Genomic DNA, 17,981 nt, shown 5'->3' on the forward strand with positions numbered 1-17,981 from the left:
CAAGCCCGCTCCCACAGGGTTGTGTGTTGCCCTGATAGTGTGACCGACCCAGTACCTGTGGGAGCGGCGGTGCGACGATTCGACTTGCCCGCGAAGGGGCCAGTTCAAACACCACATCACCCTGAATAAAAAATATTTTCAAATTGTGATGAGGTAAACCCGATCGCCATCCGTGTAGTGACTGAAACTGCGAGTCATTCGCATCCGTTGCGGTTCTACACAGGTCATGAGTCATGAAGTCCAGGGCAAAATCGGGTTCGGTCAAACAATGGTTGGGTGTGTCTGCATTGAGCTTTTCGGCATCGGCGTTGTTGCCGCTTGGCCTGGCGCTGGCTGCAGAGTCGGGCAGCAGTCAGTCGCGTGCGCAGTTCAGTTTCTCGCTGGCCGCCAAACCGCTGCCCCAGGCCCTGAGTGATTTCAGCCGGATAACCGGCATCAGCGTCGTCTACACCGATGAAGCGCCGTACGGCCTCAATGCGCCGGCGGTCAATGGCCAGATGAGCGCTGAACAGGCCCTGCAACGTCTGCTCACCGGTTCGGGATTGACGTTCCGCCGCACCGACGGCCATACCATGGCGCTGGAACCGCGGCCGACTGAAGGTGCGTTGACACTGGGCGCGACCACTATCACCTCGGTGATGGATGAGTCCATGAGCTACCAGCCGCCACCGATCTCTTCGGTGATGCGCTCTTCGGCCCCGATTCAGGACATCCCGCAGACTATCAATGTCGTCCCGGCCCAGGTGATCCGCGATCAGGCACCGCGCAATCTCGATGACGCCCTGGCCAACGTCAGCGGCATCACCCAGGCCAATACCCTGGGCAGCACCCAGGACTCGGTGATGGTCCGCGGTTTTGGCGACAACCGTAACGGCTCGATCATGCGCGACGGCATGCCGATCGTGCAGGGCCGTGGCCTCAACGCCAGTGTGGACCGGGTCGAAGTGCTCAAGGGCCCGGCCTCGTTGCTCTATGGCATCCAGGATCCGGGCGGCGTGGTCAACATGGTCAGCAAGAAGCCCGAACTTGAGCAATACAATGCACTGACCGCGCGCGGTTCGAGCTATGGCGACGGCAAGAACGGCAGCGGCGGCACTCTCGACAGCACCGGCGCCCTCGGCGATTCCGGGCTGGCCTATCGCATGGTGCTGGACTACGAAGATGAAGATTACTGGCGCAACTTCGGCGTGCATCGTGAAAGCCTGATTGCGCCGTCGGTGGCCTGGTACGGCGAAAGCACCCAGCTGCTGTTCGCCTATGAGCACCGCGAATTCCTCACGCCGTTCGACCGCGGCACGCTGATCGACCCACGGACCAACCACCCGCTGGACATCTCGCGCAACGAGCGTCTAGACGAGCCGTTCAACAACATGGAAGGGCGTTCGGATCTGTATCATTTCGAGGCTGATCACGAACTCAATGACAACTGGAAAGCCCATTTCGGCTACAGCTGGAACCGCGAAACCTACGACGCCAGCCAGGTGCGCGTAACCGCCATCGACACCAAGAAGGGCACCCTGACCCGCAGCATGGACGGCACGCAGAACGCGATCAGCACCGACCGATTCACCACCGCCAGCCTCGAAGGCAACGTGATTGTGCTCGGCCTGCAGCACGACCTGCTGTTCGGCATCGACGACGAATACCGCAAGATCTATCGCGAAGACCTGATCCGCCAGAAAAGCCGTACCAACTTCAGCTACGTGAACCCGATCTATGGCCAGGAAGTGCCGGGCACCACTGTCAGCCCGGCGGACAGCGCGCAGACCGATGAACTGCGCAGCGATTCGGCCTTCCTGCAGGATTCCATCCACCTCAACGAGCAATGGATTCTGGTGGCCGGCGCGCGTTTCCAGGCGTACGACCAATACGCCGGCAAAGGCGTGCCGTTCCACGCCAACACCGACGGCAACGGGCAGAAATGGGTGCCGCGCGCGGGCCTGGTGTACAAGTACACCGATGCCTTGTCGTTCTACGGCAGCTACACCGAATCGTTCAAACCCAACTCGACCATCGCGCCGTTGAGCGGCAGCAGTACCGTGCTTGACGGCGGCATCGCGCCGGAAGAAGCCAAGTCCTGGGAGTTGGGGGCCAAGCTTGATCTGCCGGGCCGCGTCACCGGCAACATCGCGCTGTTCGACATCAAGAAACGCAATGTGCTGGTGGCCAACGCCGAAGGCCCGACCACGATCTACAGCGCCGCTGGCGAAGTGCGTTCCCGTGGCCTGGAAGTGGACTTGAGCGGTCAACTCACCGATCGCTGGAGCATGATCGGCAGCTACGCCTACACCGATGCCGAAGTCACCGAAGACCCGGATTACAAGGGTAATCAACTGCAAAACGTGGCGAAGAACAGCGGCTCGTTGTCGGCGGTCTATGACTTCGGCAGCGTCATTGGCGGTGATCAGCTGCGGGTCGGCGCCGGGGCGCGTTATGTGGGGGAGCGCGCGGGCAACGCGGTGAACGATTTCGACCTGCCGAGCTACACCGTGGCCGATGCGTTCGCCACCTACGACACCCAGGTCGACGGGCAGAGGGTCAAGTTCCAGCTCAACGTGAAGAACCTGTTCGACCGCACCTACTACACCTCGGCGGCGAGCCGGTTCTTTGTGTCCATGGGCGATTCGCGGCAGGTGACGCTGTCCAGCACCCTGGAGTTCTAATGCAGGAGCTGCCGAAGGCTGCGATCTTTTGATCTTGCCGTAGCGGATTAAAAGATCGCAGCCTGCGGCAGCTCCTACAGGGGGGCTGTGGTGGGTTAAAAGATCGCAGCTGGAATTTTAATGCAGGAGCTGCCGAAGGCTGCGATCTTTTGATCTTGCTGTGGCAGGTAAAGATCGCAGCCTGCGGCAGCTCCTACAGGGGGGCTGTGGTGGGTTAAAAGATCGCAGCTGGAGTTTTAATGCAGGAGCTGCCGAAGGCTGCGATCTTTTGATCTTGCTGTGGCAGGTAAAGATCGCAGCCTGCGGCAGCTCCTACAGGAGATCTGTGATGGGTTAAAAGATCGCAGCTGGAGTTTTAATGTAGGAGCTGCCGAAGGCTGCGATCTTTTGATCTTGCTGTGGCAGGTAAAGATCGCAGCCTGCGGCAGCTCCTACAGGAGATCTGTGGTGGGTTAAAAGATCGCAGTTGGAGTTTTAATGTAGGAGCTGCCGAAGGCTGCGATCTTTTGATCTTGCTGTGGCGGGTTAAAAGATCGCAGCCAGAGGGATTGCAATGCTCTAGCGCAAAAACGCCTGTCGATACTCGCCGGGTGTTGCGCCCAATGCCTGGCGAAAGCGATTGGTGAAATGGCTGGCACTGGAGAAGCCGCAAGCCAGCGCAATCTCCCCCAGTGGCTGCGAGGTCGTGCGCAGCAATTCCCGCGCCCGGTTCAGGCGCCGCGCCAGCAGGTACTGGTGGGGCGGCAAACCGAAGCTCTCGCGGAACATCCGCGCGAAGTGGTACTCCGACAACGCGCACAAAGCCGCCAATTGACCCAGGCTGATGGCCTGGTCCAGATGGCTGTCGATGTACTCCACCAGATGCCGGCGCTGATGTGCGGCCAATCCACCTTTGAGGCGTAGGCCTTGCCGGGCGTTGACCTGGCTGAGCAGGGCATGGCTGAGCAGTTCGTGGGCCAGGCTGCTGGTCAGCAGGCGCTCGCCCGGCTCGTCCCAGTTCAAGCGGATCAACTGCCGAAAGCGCAGCGCCTGCTGCGGGTCATCGAGAAAGGTCTGCTCGTGCAGCTGCATTTCCCGTGGCTCGCGATCAAGCAGGGTGACGCAGCCGAGGGCAAATTGTTCGGGGCTGAAGTACAGGTGTGCCAGACGGATGTCGCCGTTGATCACCCAGCCTGACTGGTGGTCGGCCGGCAGGATGCACAGTTTGTCCGGGCCGCCCTTGTTGCCGGGCTGACCGCGACGGAAGGTGCCGGTGCCGCCAGCTATGTAACAGGACAACGTGTGGTGGCTGGGCGCCTCGTATTCCCGGGCGTCGTGGTGATTGCTCCACAAGGCGGCAGACATGCCGTCACCCAGCTCGGCGCTGTGCTCCAGACGAGCATTCGGCGAGCTGTTGAGGGCTTGAAAGACTTGTAGGGTATCCAGTGCAGCCATGATCGTTGCTCTCTAACACCAGCATCCAACGCCCTGCATCCTACTCCGTAGACGTGCGCCTGCCAGCCTGTCGCCAGACAAAAGCGCAAGTTTATGCAAGTACCCCAAGGCGTGACGCCGGACACTGGGCGCCTATCGAGGAGCCTTTGCCATGAACCTTTCTTTGTACCTGCTGACCGTGCTGATCTGGGGCACCACCTGGATTGCCTTGAAATGGCAACTGGGCGTGGTGGCGATTCCCGTGTCGATCGTCTATCGCTTCGGCCTCGCCGCGCTGGTGCTGTTCGTGATCCTGCTGCTCAGTCGGCGCCTGCAAGTGATGAACCGTCGCGGGCACTTGATTTGCCTGGCTCAGGGCCTGTGCCTGTTCTGCGTCAACTTCATGTGCTTCCTCACCGCGAGCCAGTGGATCCCCAGCGGTCTGGTGGCCGTCGTGTTTTCCACTGCCACCCTATGGAATGCCCTCAACGCGCGAGTGTTCTTCGGTCAAAGAATCGCCCGCAACGTGCTGATGGGCGGTGCGCTGGGTCTGCTTGGGCTGGGCTTGCTGTTCTGGCCGGAGCTGGCCGGGCATACCGCCAGCCCGGAAACCTTGCTCGGCCTTGGTCTGGCCCTGTGCGGCACCTTGTGTTTCTCGGCGGGCAACATGCTCTCAAGCCTGCAACAGAAGGCCGGTCTCAAGCCGCTGACCACCAATGCCTGGGGCATGGCCTACGGGGCGGCTATGCTCTCGGTGTGGTGCCTGGTCAAAGGCATTCCCTTCGATGTTGAAATGAGCGCGCGTTACATCGGCTCGCTGTTGTACCTGGTGATTCCCGGGTCGGTGATCGGTTTCACCGCCTATCTCACACTGGTCGGCCGCATGGGGCCTGAACGGGCGGCGTACTGCACCGTGCTGTTTCCGGTGGTGGCGCTCAACGTGTCGGCGTTTGCCGAGGGCTATCAATGGACAGTACCGGCGTTATTGGGGCTGGTGTTGGTGATGTCGGGGAACGTACTGGTGTTTCGCAAACCGAAAGTGTCGCAGGTATCGGGCAACGGCAAACTGGCCTGAGGGCGAATCGAGTGCTGAGTAATTCAGTGCTCGATTTTTATCGCGATGTATATCAATAACGGAAAGATGAAATCAACAATGTGCCCAGCCCTGTCATTGTAGTTCCAAGTTTTCGACTCATCCATGTTGAACCATTCGGTGCCGATTGTTTGAAAGCCGATGTAATAAAGAAAGATGGCAATCAATAATCCGATGAGTGCAGGTTTTTTAGCTTCGTGAAACTGTTCTTGGCTGGCGTTGATGTTTTTGTAAAGATAATAGGTTCCGAGCAGGCAGCTTAGGGTGTAGATCACTTCCAGTGTGATGATCAGCCAGTAAATGCGGTGGTGAAGCAGGGTGGAAGTAATGGCCCTGTGTCTGTATTTGTTTTGATCATTGGTAGTGTCCATGCTCAGGATGTGGCTGATGTATTCATAGTTGGTCGAGTAATCGGTGAAATTGTTATACAGCATCAGTAGTCCGAAGAGGCTGATAAACAGCGTCAGTAAGACTTTGCTGAGTCGAATGACGTGACTGGTTGTGAGTGGGTTCAAGTTGGTGATCTCCGTTGTTGATCCCGTAGTGTCAGGGTAAACAAGGAGAGTCTATCTCGAGGTTTTGTTGTTTGGCTGCTGACTGAGTTGCAGAGTGTGTATTCAGAAAGTTGTTTAGTTAATTGAGTGTGCGTTATTTGTTAAGCGGGCAGGCGCTTATAACGCCTGCCCGTTTAGTTCAACCCTTCCAGACTTGCGGGTTGACCAGATCCTGCGGGCGCTCGCCCAACAGGGCGCTGCGCAAGTTGGCCAAGGCACGGTTGGCCATGGCATCGCGGGTCTCATGGGTGGCCGAGCCGATGTGCGGCAAGGTCACGGCATTGTTCAGTTGGAACAGCGGCGACTCGGCCAGCGGTTCTTTTTCGTAGACGTCCAGCCCGGCTCCACGAATGCGCTTGTTTTGCAGCGCTTCGATCAGCGCCGGTTCATCCACCACCGGGCCACGGGCGATGTTCACCAGTATGGCGCTCGGCTTCATCAGCGCCAGTTCACGATGGCTGATCAAGTGTCTGGTTTTCTCGCTGAGCGGCACCACCAGGCAGACGAAATCAGCTTCGGCCAGCAATTGATCAAGGCTGCGGTGCTGTGCTCCGAGTTCCTGTTCCAGCGCGGTCTTGCGAGTGTTACCGCTATAGATGATCGGCATGTTGAATCCCAGTCGACCGCGTCGGGCGATGGCGGCACCGATGTTGCCCATGCCGACGATGCCCAGGGTCTTGCCATGCACATCGCAACCGAATAGCTGCGCACCGACAGTGGCCTGCCATTGCCCGGCCTTGGTCCAGGCATCCAGTTCGGCGACGCGGCGCGCGCTGCTCATCAATAGCGCGAACGCCAGGTCGGCGGTGCTTTCGGTGAGCACGTCCGGCGTGTTGGTCAGCATGATCCCGCGTTCGTTGAAGTAGGCCAGATCATAGTTGTCGTAGCCCACCGAGACGCTGGACACCACTTCCAGCCTGGCGGCGTTTTCCAATTGGGCGCGGCCGAGTTTGCGACCAACGCCGATCAGGCCGTGGGCGTGGGGCAGGGCTTCGTTGAACTGGGCGTTGATGTCGCCGTTTTTCGGATTCGGCACGATGACGTCGAAATCCTGTTGCAGGCGTTCGACCATTGCCGGGGTGACGCGGCTGAAGGCCAGGACAGTCTTTTTCATGGGAGGCGGGCTCGTCGGGCGGTGAAGAATGCTTAGCAAGCTACAAGTTTCACGCGACAAGCTGCAAGTCTAAAAGCCGCCCTCATGGTTTTTAATTTGAAGCTTGTCGATTGAAGCTTGTCGCTGCCGTTCCGTTATACTGCCGTACTTCTTATACTGCGGCATGCGGCTCACTTACCGGGCCCGACATTTCATGCATCACCCGGAGCTTTCATGACTTCCCCGAAACAACCATCGGTCGCCGACGCCCAGAGCGACGTGCAGGCAGAGATGCCAGACAGCGTCGACTCCAGCGCCGACAGCGAAACCAAAGCCGAAATCCCGGCATTCAAGTTCCCGTTCAAGCCGGGCGAACTGGCGGCAGCCAAAGGCTCGAACCAGCCGTGGTACAAGAACGGCGCCAAGAACGGCCACACCAAGACGCCGGGCATGGCACCGCCGGGAACTCGTCGGTCGATGGGCAAGCGCTGAAATTCCATCGCCTGGCCTGCCGTCATCGCGAGCAGGCTCGCTCCCACAGTGGGTCTGTGTCGTACGCAAATTCCTTGTTCACTGAGGATCCCTTGTGGGAGCGAGCCTGCTCGCGATGGGGCCGTTGCCGGTAGCAGGGTTTTTGATCAAGCTGCCCGCAACGAAATGTGCACCACTCAATTGGCCTTGGCGGCCGGGCGGATGGAGTCCCATTCGGTGACGTACGCGGTTTTGCTCTTTTTGTTGTAGAGGCACAGCTCGGTGCCTTGTGCGCCTTTCATGTGCTTTTGCGGGTACTGGCCCTGGAGCAGGAGCGCGGTATAGCCAACCCGGTCATCGAACTGTGCGGCGTTGCCGACCGGTTTACTGTTCGTCAGGCCGCTGGCCTTGGTGCAACTGGCGAGTACGGCCTTGTCGTAGGCGGCCCAGGCGTCGGGGCTGGAGGCGTGGGCCTGAGAGGTGAGGGCGGTGAGGCAGAGAAAAGTCAGGGTGGCTGCTTTCATGGTTCAGGCGTCCTTGGATGTGCAATGGCCAAGGCTGGAGTATGCCTGAAGGTTTTGAGGCGGTTTTGCCGGCCTCTTCGCGGGCAAGTCGGATCGCCGCACCGCCGCTCCCACAGTGACCGAGTACGACCACAAATTCTGTGCATGACACATAACCCTGTGGGAGCGAGCCGGGCAGCGCTCCGACGATTGCGGCGTATCAGTCTGGAACCGGCTCTCGGCGAACGGCACGCATCCCGACACTTTCATACAATCGCCGCGCCCGGTGGTTGTCTTCCAGCACCTTCAAGTCCACAAATCCTTCGCGACGTTGCTGGAACACCTTGAACGCCTGCAACAACAAGGCACGCCCCAATCCTCGGCCCTGAAACCGTGGATGCACTACCAGGTTCTTGATGTAGGCGCTGGTCCAGCACTGGCACACGCCGACAATGCCTTCGGCATCCCGGGCGATGAAGCACAGCGCCGGGTCATACTCCGGGTCGTTCTCGAACTGCCATTGCCACATGTCCAGCGCTGCCACGCGACCGCCACCTTCGAGGTAACCGAATTCCATCAACCGGTGCACGGCTGCGCCGATTTCGGGATGGTATTCGCTCAGTTGCAGGCCGGCTGGCCAATCGGGTGAGGGCACGACTTCAGTGAGGTCGCGCCGCATCAGCCAGCAAAAGTCCTCGGCCAAGGCTCAATATCCCTGTTCGGCGACAGCCTTGGCCGCAGTGATCAGGCACTGGGTCAATTCTGGCGAAGAGAATTTGGTCAGCACCGCGTTCGCCCCCGCCAGTCGTGCTTTCTCGGCGTTCATCGCACTGTCCAGCGACGTGTGCAGCAAGACATAAAGATGCGCGAAGTCCGGGGTTTCCCGCAGGGTGCGGGTGAAGGCGTAGCCGTCCATCTCGGACATTTCGATGTCCGAGACGATCAGGTTGATCTGCTGCGCGGTGCCTTGCAGATCCAGCAGGCAGTCGATGGCTTCCTTGGCGCTGCGGGCCGTATGACATTGCAGGCCAAGGTTACGCAAGGTGTGCACCGATTGCTGCAAGGCGACCTGGCTGTCATCGACCACCAGGATGCGCGCGTTGCCGAGCAGTTCGGCGTCTTCCATGCTCAGTTCGGTCGGCGCCATTTCGATTTGTGCCGGGGCGATGCCATGGATGACTTTTTCGATGTCCAGTACCTGCACCAAGGTGCCATCGACCGACGTCACGCCGGTGATGTAGGCGCGCAAACCACCGGAGCCAAAGGGCGGCGGGCGGATGTCGGTGGTCAGGCAATGGACGATCTTGCTCACGGCCTGCACGTGCAGGCCCTGCTTGGAGCGGCTGACATCCGTGACGATCAGGCAGCCGCCGTTCGGGTCTTCCAGTGGGCGCTCGCCAATGGCGCGGCTGAGGTCGATCACCGACAGCGATGCACCGCGCAGGGTGGCGATGCCTTTGACGTGGGGGTGTGACTCCGGCAGCCGGGTCAGTGGCGGGCAGGGAATGATCTCACTGACCTTGAGCAGGTTGATCGCCATCAGCTTGCCGCTGCGCAGGGTAAACAGCAGGAGCGAAAGTGAGTCTGCGCGGGCTTTGGTGGAGGACATAAGAACCTTCTCTGGAAAAAGGTGACGGGCAATCCCGGGATCGCCATGACTTCGATGCCGGGTTATCGACTTGTCGGGGGCAGTCTTTAGTTTCAGTGACTCGAGGGCAGATCAAAAGATCGCAGCCTGCGGCAGCTCCTACAGAGAAATGCGATCCCTGTAGGAGCTGCCGCAGGCTGCGATCTTTGCTTATTTCATCCCCAACCGCTTGGCCATCCGCCCAAGGTTCGCCCGATCCAAGCCTAGCTCACGGGCCGCGCTTGCCCAGTTGTTGTTGTGCCGTTCCAGGCAGGCACCAATCATTTGGCGCTGATAACGCTCGGTGGCCTCACGCAAATCGCCGATCGGCTCTTGAGTGACGGTGGCGACAGGTTGCTCGGCAGCGGTTTCAACGCTGGCGTTGGGCAAGTCCAGGTCGGCGGCGCTCAGGCTGAGAATCTTCGGCCGTTCCTTGCAATTGCCCAGGGCTTTCAAGGCGCTGCGACCGATCAAATGTTCAAGCTCGCGCACGTTGCCGGGCCAGTCGTAGGCCAATAGCGCGGCCTGGGCGTCGCTGTTCAGGCGCAGGCTGTTGAGGCCCATGCGCGAACGGTTCTGCTCGAGGAAGTAACCGCTGAGCAGCAGCACATCACGCCCGCGATCGCGCAGGGCCGGCACCAGCAGTGGGTACACACTGAGGCGATGGTAGAAGTCGGCACGGTAACGACCGCTGCGCACTTCCTCGGCGAGGTCGCGGTTGGTCGCCGCGATCAGGCGCACGTCGACCTGATGCTCCTGGTCCGAGCCCAATCGCTGCAGCTGACCGCTCTGCAACACGCGCAACAGCTTGGCCTGCACGGTCAGCGACAACTCACCGACTTCATCGAGGAACAGCGTGCCGCCATTGGCCAGCTCGAACTTGCCACGGCGGTCGTTCATCGCCCCGGTAAAGGCGCCGCGGACATGGCCGAACAACTCGCTTTCCACCAAGGTGTCGGGCAACGCGGCGCAGTTGAGGCTGATGATCGGCTTGTCGGCGCGGGGAGAGGCGGCATGGATGGCCTGGGCCACCAACTCCTTGCCGACCCCGGTTTCGCCGGTGATCAGCACGGTCAGGTCGCTGCCGCCCACCAGGCTGATTTCTTCGACCAGACGCTTGTGGGCCTTGCTCTGGCCAATCATCTCGCGGTTCTGCTGGCCGCTGGCCTGGCGGTAGACCTCGGCGCGCTGATGCTCATCTTCGACCCGGTTGTTCAACCGCTCGATGCGCTCCGCAGCGTTGACCGTGGCGGCCGCGAGGCTGGCGAAGGCTTGCAGGGCATCCAGTTCGATCGGCTCGAAGCGCTCCGGATCGAGGGCGTCGAGGGTCAGCAGACCCCAGGGGCGCTCGTCGATGAACAAGGGGCAACCCATGCAGTCGTGGACTTCCAGATGATCATCCAGGCCATCGACCAGACCGTCATAGGGGTCGGGCAAGTCACTGTCGGCAGCGAAACGGGTCGGGCCGGAGCCACTGAGCAGCGCTGCGAAGCGCGGGTGCTCACTGACCTTGAAGCGCCGACCGAGGGTGTCGGTGCTCAAGCCGTCGACGGCCAGTGGCACCAGCCATTCGCCATCAAGGCGCAGCAGGGCGGCGGCATCGCACGGGAGCAGGGCGCGCATGGCTTCCAGCAGGCGGCGATAACGCTCGCCCTCGGGCAGTTCGCGGGACAGGTCGGAGACCAGGGGCAGCAAGGCGGTGAGCAGTGGTTTTGCAGTCATAGTGACTCCATGTAGTCGGTATGACTATAAAACAGGCAGTGTCGAAATGACTATTACGTTATTAACCTATTGATTTTTAACGATTAAATAGTTGGCATGAAAGCTGATACGCACAGGGTAATCCGTTAGCAACCCAAGAAGACCAGGAGTCACCTTATGCTGAGCGCTCAAGACCGTGCCATCGTCAAATCCACCGTACCGTTGCTCGAAAGCGGTGGCGAGGCGCTGATCACGCACTTCTATCGCATGATGCTCTCCGAATACCCGCAAGTCCGCCCGCTGTTCAACCAGGCCCACCAGGCCAGCGGTGACCAGCCGCGTGCCTTGGCCAACGGCGTATTGATGTACGCGCGCCATATCGACCAGCTCGACCAGTTGGGCGACCTGGTGGCCAAGATCATCAACAAGCACGTGGCCCTGCAGATCCTGCCGGAGCACTATCCGATCGTCGGCAGCTGCCTGCTGCGGGCCATCGCCGAAGTGTTGGGCGAAGAGATCGCCACCCCGGAAGTGATCGCGGCCTGGGGCGCGGCCTACGGTCAACTGGCGGACATCCTGATCGGTGCCGAAGCCAGCGTTTACGACCAAAAAGAACAGGCCCACGGCGGCTGGCGCGGGGCGCGGGAGTTCATCGTGGTGGACAAGGTCCAGGAGAGCGCCGAGATCACGTCGTTCTACTTCGAACCGGCGGACAAAGGCCCGATCCTCGAGGCAGAGCCCGGCCAGTACATCGGCATGAAACTGATCCTCGACGGTGAAGAGATCCGTCGCAACTACTCGCTGTCGGCGCGGGCAAACAAAGGCCAGTACCGCATCAGCGTCAAGCGCGAAGCCGGTGGTCGCGCTTCCAACTACCTGCATGACCAGATGCATGTCGGCGCCAGCATCCAGTTGTTCCCGCCATCGGGCGAGTTCACCCTGACCGCCAGCGACAAACCATTGGTGCTGATCAGCGGCGGCGTCGGCATCACCCCGACCCTGGCGATGCTCGAAGCGGCGCTGGAGACCCGGCGGCCGGTGCATTTCATCCACTGCGCGCGCAACGGCAGTGTGCATGCTTTCCGCGACTGGATCGATGGCCTGGCCGAGCGTCACCCGCAACTCAAGCGTTTCTACTGCTATTCCGAGGACGACGGCGTGAGCCCGGCGGCGCACAAGGTCGGTCTGTTGAGCCAGCAGCAGTTGAATGCATGGCTGCCGGAGCAGCGTGATCTGGATGTCTACTTCCTGGGGCCGAAAGGTTTCATGGCGTCCATCAAGCGCCATCTCAAGGCACTGGGTGTGCCGGAGAAGCAAAGCCGCTATGAGTTCTTCGGGCCGGCAGCGGCGCTGGAGTAAAAGATCGCAGCCTTCGGCAGCTCCTACAGGATGCAATCCATTCCGATGTAGGAGTTGCCGGAGGCTGCGATCTTTTAAAAGTTAATCCCTCCTTAACCGCTTTGTCGTCTATTCCTCCCCGAATCCCCCGGACATGCTCCAGACTCTCAAAGGTCCGGGCCAGCGTGTAGACTGGCGGGCACTCGAATCTTGAAGGGAAACGCGATGAGCGATGAATCCATGCGGTTGGGGCGTGAACGGCGCTACCTGGTGTTGTTGGGCATCATTTGCCTGGCGTTGATCGGCGGCGCGCTGTACATGCAAATTGTCCTGGGCGAGGCGCCTTGCCCGCTGTGCATCCTGCAACGTTATGCGTTGCTGCTGATCGCGATCTTCGCCTTCATCGGCGCGGCCATGCGCAACCGTCGCAGCATCACGGTGTTCGAAACCCTGGTGGTGATCTGCGCGCTGGCCGGCGCAGGCGTTGCCGGGCATCACGTCTATACGCAGTTCTATCCGGCAGTCAGCTGCGGCATCGATGTGCTGCAACCGATTGTCGATGACTTGCCGCTGGCGAAGATCTTCCCGCTGGGTTTCCAGGTCGATGGCTTCTGCTCCACGCCATACCCGCCGATCCTCGGTTTGTCGCTGGCGCAGTGGGCGCTGGTGGCGTTCGTACTGATCGTGGTGCTGGTGCCGCTGTTGACGTCGCGTAACCGCAAAGCGCTGCGCTGAGGTCATCTGCCGCCGCACATTGTCGGACAAAAAAGCCCCGTTCCTTGCACAGAGGAGCGGGGCTTTTTTTGTGTTGAGGGGCGCATTCCGGAGGCCTGGTAAAAAGACCGTGATGTGGGGCAGCCAAGGGTGCGACACGTGTGCGACATGTTGTCACAGAGTCAGTGTCGCAGGGCGTTCATGGAAGCCGGATTGGCACATGGAATCGTAACGAAATTGGGCTGTTTTACAGGCTCCCGGTTTTTTCCGTTCCGGACCCGAACAGGCAGTTTTAACAGGGCCTGGCGAATGGCCGCAGTCCCCGTCATATCGGGCCTCTGGCAGGATCAAGGGTAGCAGGGAGGCACCCGATACTGTCTGAACTGTGGGTGGAAGACCTACTTATTTTGGTGTTTTTGTTGAGAATCAATTTCGATAAGATGCGCCACTTTTGCGAAATTGATGAATGATTGTTGCCGGTTCGGATAAAAATTATTTCGGGATGAGACATGGTTTATAAAACGCTACATATCTACAATCGCCCGCACTGAATTCCCGACGCTGTTCAAATCTTAACCAGGTGTGAGCAGGAACAGGGTGTCGAGAGGTCTGGTGGCTTCATGCGATGCCCAGGTGTCGGAGCCTCCAACTACCCGCACCAAATGGAATTGGTCTGTAACAAGGCCTTTGACCACGAATTCGAATAAGAACTCACCGCAGGCCCGGGATTTGTCGTACAGCGTCTGACGCACGACGGGCATGCCCTTATTCAATCCAAGAAAAATGCCAACCCTTGGCAGGGTGAAGTGTTGGCGATCAAAACCCAACTGCATTGCGCAAGCTGCTTTAGAGGTCGTGAGATGAGTAAAAACAGGTACCCCAGACTACTAGGCTTATTGCCGCTGATCGGCACGTTGTTGCTGTCAGGCTGCAACATGACCTTGCTCAATCCCAAGGGCCAGGTCGGTCTGGACGAGCGAAACCTGATCATCACCGCAACGCTGCTGATGCTGTTGGTCGTGATTCCGGTCATCGTCATGACCTTCCTGTTCGCCTGGAAATACCGCGCGTCCAACACCAACGCCACCTACACCCCGAAATGGAACCACTCCACCAAGATCGAGATCGCGGTGTGGGCCGTTCCAGTGCTGATCATCATTGCCCTGGGTTACGTCACCTACAAGTCTACCCACGCTCTGGACCCGTACAAGCCACTGGAATCGGACGTGAAGCCGGTGACCATCGAAGTGGTCGCGCTGGACTGGAAGTGGCTGTTCATCTACCCGGAACAAGGCATCGCCACGGTCAACAAGATCGTGTTCCCGGCGCACACCCCGATCAACTTCCGCATTACCTCTGACGCCGTGATGAACTCGTTCTTCATCCCTGCGCTGGGTGGCCAGATCTACGCGATGGCGGGCATGCAGACCAAGCTGCACCTGATCGCCAACGAAAACGCTGAAATGGACGGTATCTCCGCCAACTACAGCGGCGCTGGTTTCACCGGCATGAAATTCAAAGCGATCGCAACTTCCCAGGAAGATTTCGACGCCTGGGTAAGTGAAGTCAAAAAGGCACCTAAACAGCTTGAACAAGCTGAATACGCAGCCCTTGCCAAGCCAAGCCAGAACAACCCAGTCGAGCTCTACTCCTCGGTGACACCGAACCTGTTCCAGACCATCGTCGACAAGTACGAAGGCATGAAACCAGGGCCTAAGGTGCACCACGAGAAGAAAGAGAAAGAAGTGGCCGCTACGGACATGAACTCGCATTCAGCTGCCGGGGCAGAGGAGTAAACGATGTTTGGTAAATTAAGTTGGGAAGCGATCCCGTTCCACGAGCCGATCGTCATGGTGACCATCTCCATGATCGCGCTCGGTGGTCTGGCGTTGTTCGCTGCAATCACCTACTTCAAGAAGTGGACCTACCTGTGGACCGAGTGGCTGACGTCGGTCGACCACAAGAAAATCGGCGTGATGTACATCATCGTCGCCATGGTCATGCTGCTGCGCGGCTTTGCCGACGCCATCATGATGCGTACCCAGCTGGCCATGGCCACCGAGGGTTCGCCTGGCTACCTGCCACCTGAACACTATGACCAGATCTTCACCGCTCACGGTGTGATCATGATCATCTTCATGGCGATGCCATTCTTCACCGGCCTGATGAACCTTGCAGTGCCGCTGCAGATCGGCGCGCGTGACGTTGCCTTCCCGTTCCTGAACTCCCTGAGCTTCTGGCTGCTGGTTTCCGGCGTGGTGCTGATCAACCTGTCCCTGGGCGTCGGCGAATTCGCCAAGACCGGCTGGGTTGCCTATCCGCCGCTGTCGGGCCTGCAATACAGCCCTGGCGTGGGGATGGACTACTACATCTGGGCGCTACAGCTATCCGGTTTGGGGACAACGCTGACGGGGGTTAACTTCCTCGCTACCGTGCTGAAAATGCGTACCCCTGGCATGAAGCTGATGGACATGCCGATCTTCACCTGGACCTGCACCTGGGCCAACGTCCTGATCGTGGCTTCGTTCCCGATCCTGACCGCTACCCTGGCACTGCTGACCCTCGACCGTTACATGGATTTCCACATTTTCACCAACGAACTTGGTGGCAATCCGATGATGTACGTGAACCTGTTCTGGGCCTGGGGTCACCCTGAGGTGTACATCCTGATCCTGCCGGCGTTCGGTATCTTCTCCGAAGTCATCTCGACCTTCACCGGCAAGAAACTGTTCGGCCACCACTCGATGATCTACGCATCGGGCGCAATCTCGATCCTGGGCTTCATGGTTTGGCTGCACCACTTCTTCACCATGGGTTCGGGTGCCAGCGTCAACGCCTTCTTCGGTCTGGCGACGATGCTGATTTCCATCCCGACGGGTGTGAAGCTATTCAACTGGCTGTTCACCATCTACCAGGGCCGTCTGCGTTTCACCAGCCAGGTGCTGTGGACCCTGGGCTTCATGGTGACCTTCGCCATCGGCGGCATGACCGGCGTACTGCTGGCCATCCCGGGTGCCGACTTCGTTCTGCACAACAGCCTGTTCGTGATCGCGCACTTCCATAACGTGATCATCGGCGGTGCGGTATTCGGTTACATCGCCGGTTTCGGCTTCTACTTCCCTAAAGCGTTCGGCTTCAAGCTGCACGAAGGCTGGGGCAAGGCTGCATTCTGGTTCTGGATCTCGGGCTTCTTCGTCGCGTTCATGCCGCTCTATGCACTGGGCTTCATGGGCATGACCCGTCGTCTGAACGCCACCACCAACCCTGAGTGGGTGCCGTACCTGTACGTCGCCATGTTCGGTGCGGTGATGATCGCCGTGGGTATCGCTTGCCAGCTGATCCAGCTGTACGTCAGCGTGCGTGACCGCAACAAGCCGGAAAACATGTGCGAACACGGCGACCCGTGGAATGCACACACCTTGGAATGGTCGACCTCGTCGCCACCTCCGTTCTACAACTTCGCCGTGCTGCCAAAAGCCGACGTTGTCGACCCGTTCACCGAAGCCAAGGAAAACGGCACCGCGTACAAGGTTCCGGCCAAGTACGAGCCGATCCACATGCCAAACAACACCGCGACCGGTGTGGTGATGGGCGCGCTGTTGACCGTGTTCGGTTTCGCGATGATCTGGCACATCTGGTGGCTGGCGATCGCGAGCCTGGCTGGCACCGTGATCTACTTCGCGATCCACGCGGCCCGTGATGATCAAGGCTATATGGTGCCGGTCGACGTGATCGAGCGCATCGAAGCCGAGCAGCACAAGCGTCTGGTTGCGGCAGGGAAAATCCCGGCCACCGCCACCCGTGTTGAAACCTCGTTGGAACAGGCTTAAACCATGTCGAACTTAGTGACCAATGCTGGACACACCCATGTCGATGGACATGGGCATGATGACCATCACCACGACTCGGGCGAGATGACCGTATACGGTTTCTGGCTCTACCTGATGACCGACTGCATTCTGTTTGCGTCGATCTTCGCGGCGTACGCGGTACTGGTTAACAACGTAGCGGGTGGCCCGTCGGGCCACGACATCTTCGAACTGCCATACGTACTGGGCGAAACCGCTCTGCTGCTGTTCAGTTCGATCACCTACGGCTTCGCCATGCTGGCGTTCTTCCGTGGCAACAAGAAGCAGGTCCTGGGCTGGCTGGCCATGACCTTCCTGTTCGGTGCCGGCTTCATCGGCATGGAGATCAACGAGTTCCACATGCTGATCTCCGAAGGCTACGGCCCGAACCGCAGCGGCTTCCTGTCCGGGTTCTTCACCCTGGTCGGCACCCACGGTCTGCACGTGACCAGCGGTCTGATCTGGATGGCGATCATGATGTACCAGGTGCAGAAAAAAGGCCTGACGGCGACCAACCGGACCCGTCTGAGCTGCCTGAGCCTGTTCTGGCACTTCCTGGACGTAGTGTGGATCTGCGTATTCACCGTTGTTTACCTGATGGGGACTATGTAAATGGCTAACGCAGCTCATTCCCACAATGGCCACGACAGCCACGACGCCGGTCACGGCAGCGTCAAGTCCTACGCCATCGGCTTCATCCTGTCGGTGATCCTGACCCTGATCCCGTTCGGTCTGGTGATGTACCCGACGCTGCCGAAGTCGATCACCCTGATGATCGTCGTCGCATTCGCAGTTATCCAGGTGCTGGTGCACCTGGTGTACTTCCTGCACCTGGACCGTTCGGCCGCGCAGCGTAACAACGTGATTGCGTTTGTCTTTGCCGCGATCGTGATTGTCCTGCTGGTTGGCTTGTCGCTGTGGATCATGTTCAGCATCCACACGTTCATGATGGCGAAGTGAGGT

At 59.4% G+C, this 17,981-nt stretch carries 17 protein-coding genes; 9 read left to right on the forward strand and 8 right to left on the reverse strand.

Annotation, left to right across the window (positions count from 1 at the left end; genetic code table 11):
• The first annotated feature begins 233 nt into the window (after positions 1-233).
• Complete coding sequence (locus C9422_RS13695; protein ID WP_116581009.1) at positions 234-2,663, forward strand: TonB-dependent receptor; 2,430 nt, start codon at positions 234-236, stop codon at positions 2,661-2,663.
• A gap of 558 nt (positions 2,664-3,221) precedes the next feature.
• On the opposite strand, the gene C9422_RS13700 is transcribed toward C9422_RS13695, so the two are convergent.
• Positions 3,222-4,097, reverse strand: a complete 876-nt coding sequence (locus C9422_RS13700) for a helix-turn-helix domain-containing protein (RefSeq protein ID WP_116581010.1) — start codon at positions 4,095-4,097, stop codon at positions 3,222-3,224.
• Positions 4,098-4,248: 151 nt separating this feature from the next.
• Here C9422_RS13700 and C9422_RS13705 point away from each other — a divergent pair, with 151 nt between their 5' ends.
• Entirely contained in the window at positions 4,249-5,151 is a 903-nt protein-coding gene (locus C9422_RS13705) for a DMT family transporter (RefSeq protein ID WP_116581011.1), read from the forward strand.
• 23 nt (positions 5,152-5,174) lie between these two features.
• Here C9422_RS13705 and C9422_RS13710 read toward each other — a convergent pair whose 3' ends face one another.
• Both C9422_RS13710 and C9422_RS13715 read right to left on the reverse strand, forming a co-directional pair.
• Positions 5,175-5,684 carry a DUF2165 family protein gene (locus C9422_RS13710; RefSeq protein ID WP_116581012.1) on the reverse strand — a complete coding sequence of 170 codons (510 nt, stop codon included), beginning with the start codon at positions 5,682-5,684 and terminating at the stop codon, positions 5,175-5,177.
• Positions 5,685-5,862: 178 nt separating this feature from the next.
• Positions 5,863-6,837: a D-glycerate dehydrogenase gene (locus tag C9422_RS13715; RefSeq protein WP_116581013.1), complete on the reverse strand. Its 975-nt coding sequence runs from the start codon at positions 6,835-6,837 to the stop codon at positions 5,863-5,865.
• 213 nt (positions 6,838-7,050) lie between these two features.
• Here C9422_RS13715 and C9422_RS13720 point away from each other — a divergent pair, with 213 nt between their 5' ends.
• Complete coding sequence (locus tag C9422_RS13720; protein WP_116581014.1) at positions 7,051-7,308, forward strand: hypothetical protein; 258 nt, start codon at positions 7,051-7,053, stop codon at positions 7,306-7,308.
• Positions 7,309-7,484: 176 nt separating this feature from the next.
• Here C9422_RS13720 and C9422_RS13725 read toward each other — a convergent pair whose 3' ends face one another.
• The 4 genes from C9422_RS13725 to norR all read right to left on the reverse strand — a co-directional run bounded on the left by C9422_RS13725 (position 7,485) and on the right by norR (position 11,139).
• Positions 7,485-7,811, reverse strand: coding sequence for a hypothetical protein (locus C9422_RS13725; RefSeq protein ID WP_116581015.1), 327 nt, complete (start codon positions 7,809-7,811; stop codon positions 7,485-7,487).
• 199 nt (positions 7,812-8,010) lie between these two features.
• Positions 8,011-8,493: an N-acetyltransferase gene (locus tag C9422_RS13730; protein ID WP_007970362.1), complete on the reverse strand. Its 483-nt coding sequence runs from the start codon at positions 8,491-8,493 to the stop codon at positions 8,011-8,013.
• A 3-nt stretch (positions 8,494-8,496) separates the two neighbouring features.
• Positions 8,497-9,399: a chemotaxis protein CheV gene (locus C9422_RS13735; RefSeq protein ID WP_007970363.1), complete on the reverse strand. Its 903-nt coding sequence runs from the start codon at positions 9,397-9,399 to the stop codon at positions 8,497-8,499.
• 189 nt (positions 9,400-9,588) lie between these two features.
• Complete coding sequence (gene norR / locus C9422_RS13740; RefSeq protein WP_116581016.1) at positions 9,589-11,139, reverse strand: nitric oxide reductase transcriptional regulator NorR; 1,551 nt, start codon at positions 11,137-11,139, stop codon at positions 9,589-9,591.
• A 156-nt stretch (positions 11,140-11,295) separates the two neighbouring features.
• Between norR and hmpA the strand changes: the two genes are divergently transcribed.
• On the forward strand, positions 11,296-12,477 hold the full coding sequence (gene hmpA, locus C9422_RS13745) for an NO-inducible flavohemoprotein (protein ID WP_116581017.1): 1,182 nt from the start codon (positions 11,296-11,298) through the stop codon (positions 12,475-12,477).
• 204 nt (positions 12,478-12,681) lie between these two features.
• Positions 12,682-13,191 (forward strand): disulfide bond formation protein B, encoded by a 510-nt coding sequence (locus tag C9422_RS13750; protein ID WP_007970367.1) that lies wholly within the window; start codon positions 12,682-12,684, stop codon positions 13,189-13,191.
• A gap of 551 nt (positions 13,192-13,742) precedes the next feature.
• Here C9422_RS13750 and C9422_RS13755 read toward each other — a convergent pair.
• Positions 13,743-14,003, reverse strand: a complete 261-nt coding sequence (locus C9422_RS13755) for a hypothetical protein (protein ID WP_007970369.1) — start codon at positions 14,001-14,003, stop codon at positions 13,743-13,745.
• Positions 14,004-14,030: 27 nt separating this feature from the next.
• Here C9422_RS13755 and cyoA point away from each other — a divergent pair, with 27 nt between their 5' ends.
• From cyoA to cyoD, 4 genes are read left to right on the forward strand one after another with little or no spacing between them, the layout of a single operon-like run.
• Positions 14,031-14,966 carry a ubiquinol oxidase subunit II gene (cyoA, locus tag C9422_RS13760; protein ID WP_007970370.1) on the forward strand — a complete coding sequence of 312 codons (936 nt, stop codon included), beginning with the start codon at positions 14,031-14,033 and terminating at the stop codon, positions 14,964-14,966.
• A gap of 3 nt (positions 14,967-14,969) precedes the next feature.
• Entirely contained in the window at positions 14,970-17,000 is a 2,031-nt protein-coding gene (gene cyoB / locus C9422_RS13765; RefSeq protein WP_008000699.1) for a cytochrome o ubiquinol oxidase subunit I, read from the forward strand.
• Between the two features lie 3 nt (positions 17,001-17,003).
• Positions 17,004-17,630 carry a cytochrome o ubiquinol oxidase subunit III gene (locus tag C9422_RS13770; RefSeq protein ID WP_007970372.1) on the forward strand — a complete coding sequence of 209 codons (627 nt, stop codon included), beginning with the start codon at positions 17,004-17,006 and terminating at the stop codon, positions 17,628-17,630.
• The gene (cyoD, locus tag C9422_RS13775) at positions 17,631-17,978 is read left to right on the forward strand and encodes a cytochrome o ubiquinol oxidase subunit IV (protein ID WP_007970373.1); all 348 of its coding nucleotides are present in this window, start codon (positions 17,631-17,633) and stop codon (positions 17,976-17,978) included.
• Positions 17,979-17,981: the final 3 nt, after the last annotated feature.

Origin of the sequence: Pseudomonas sp. B1(2018) (assembly GCF_003097365.1) — a bacterium.
Classification (GTDB): domain Bacteria; phylum Pseudomonadota; class Gammaproteobacteria; order Pseudomonadales; family Pseudomonadaceae; genus Aquipseudomonas; species Aquipseudomonas laurylsulfatiphila.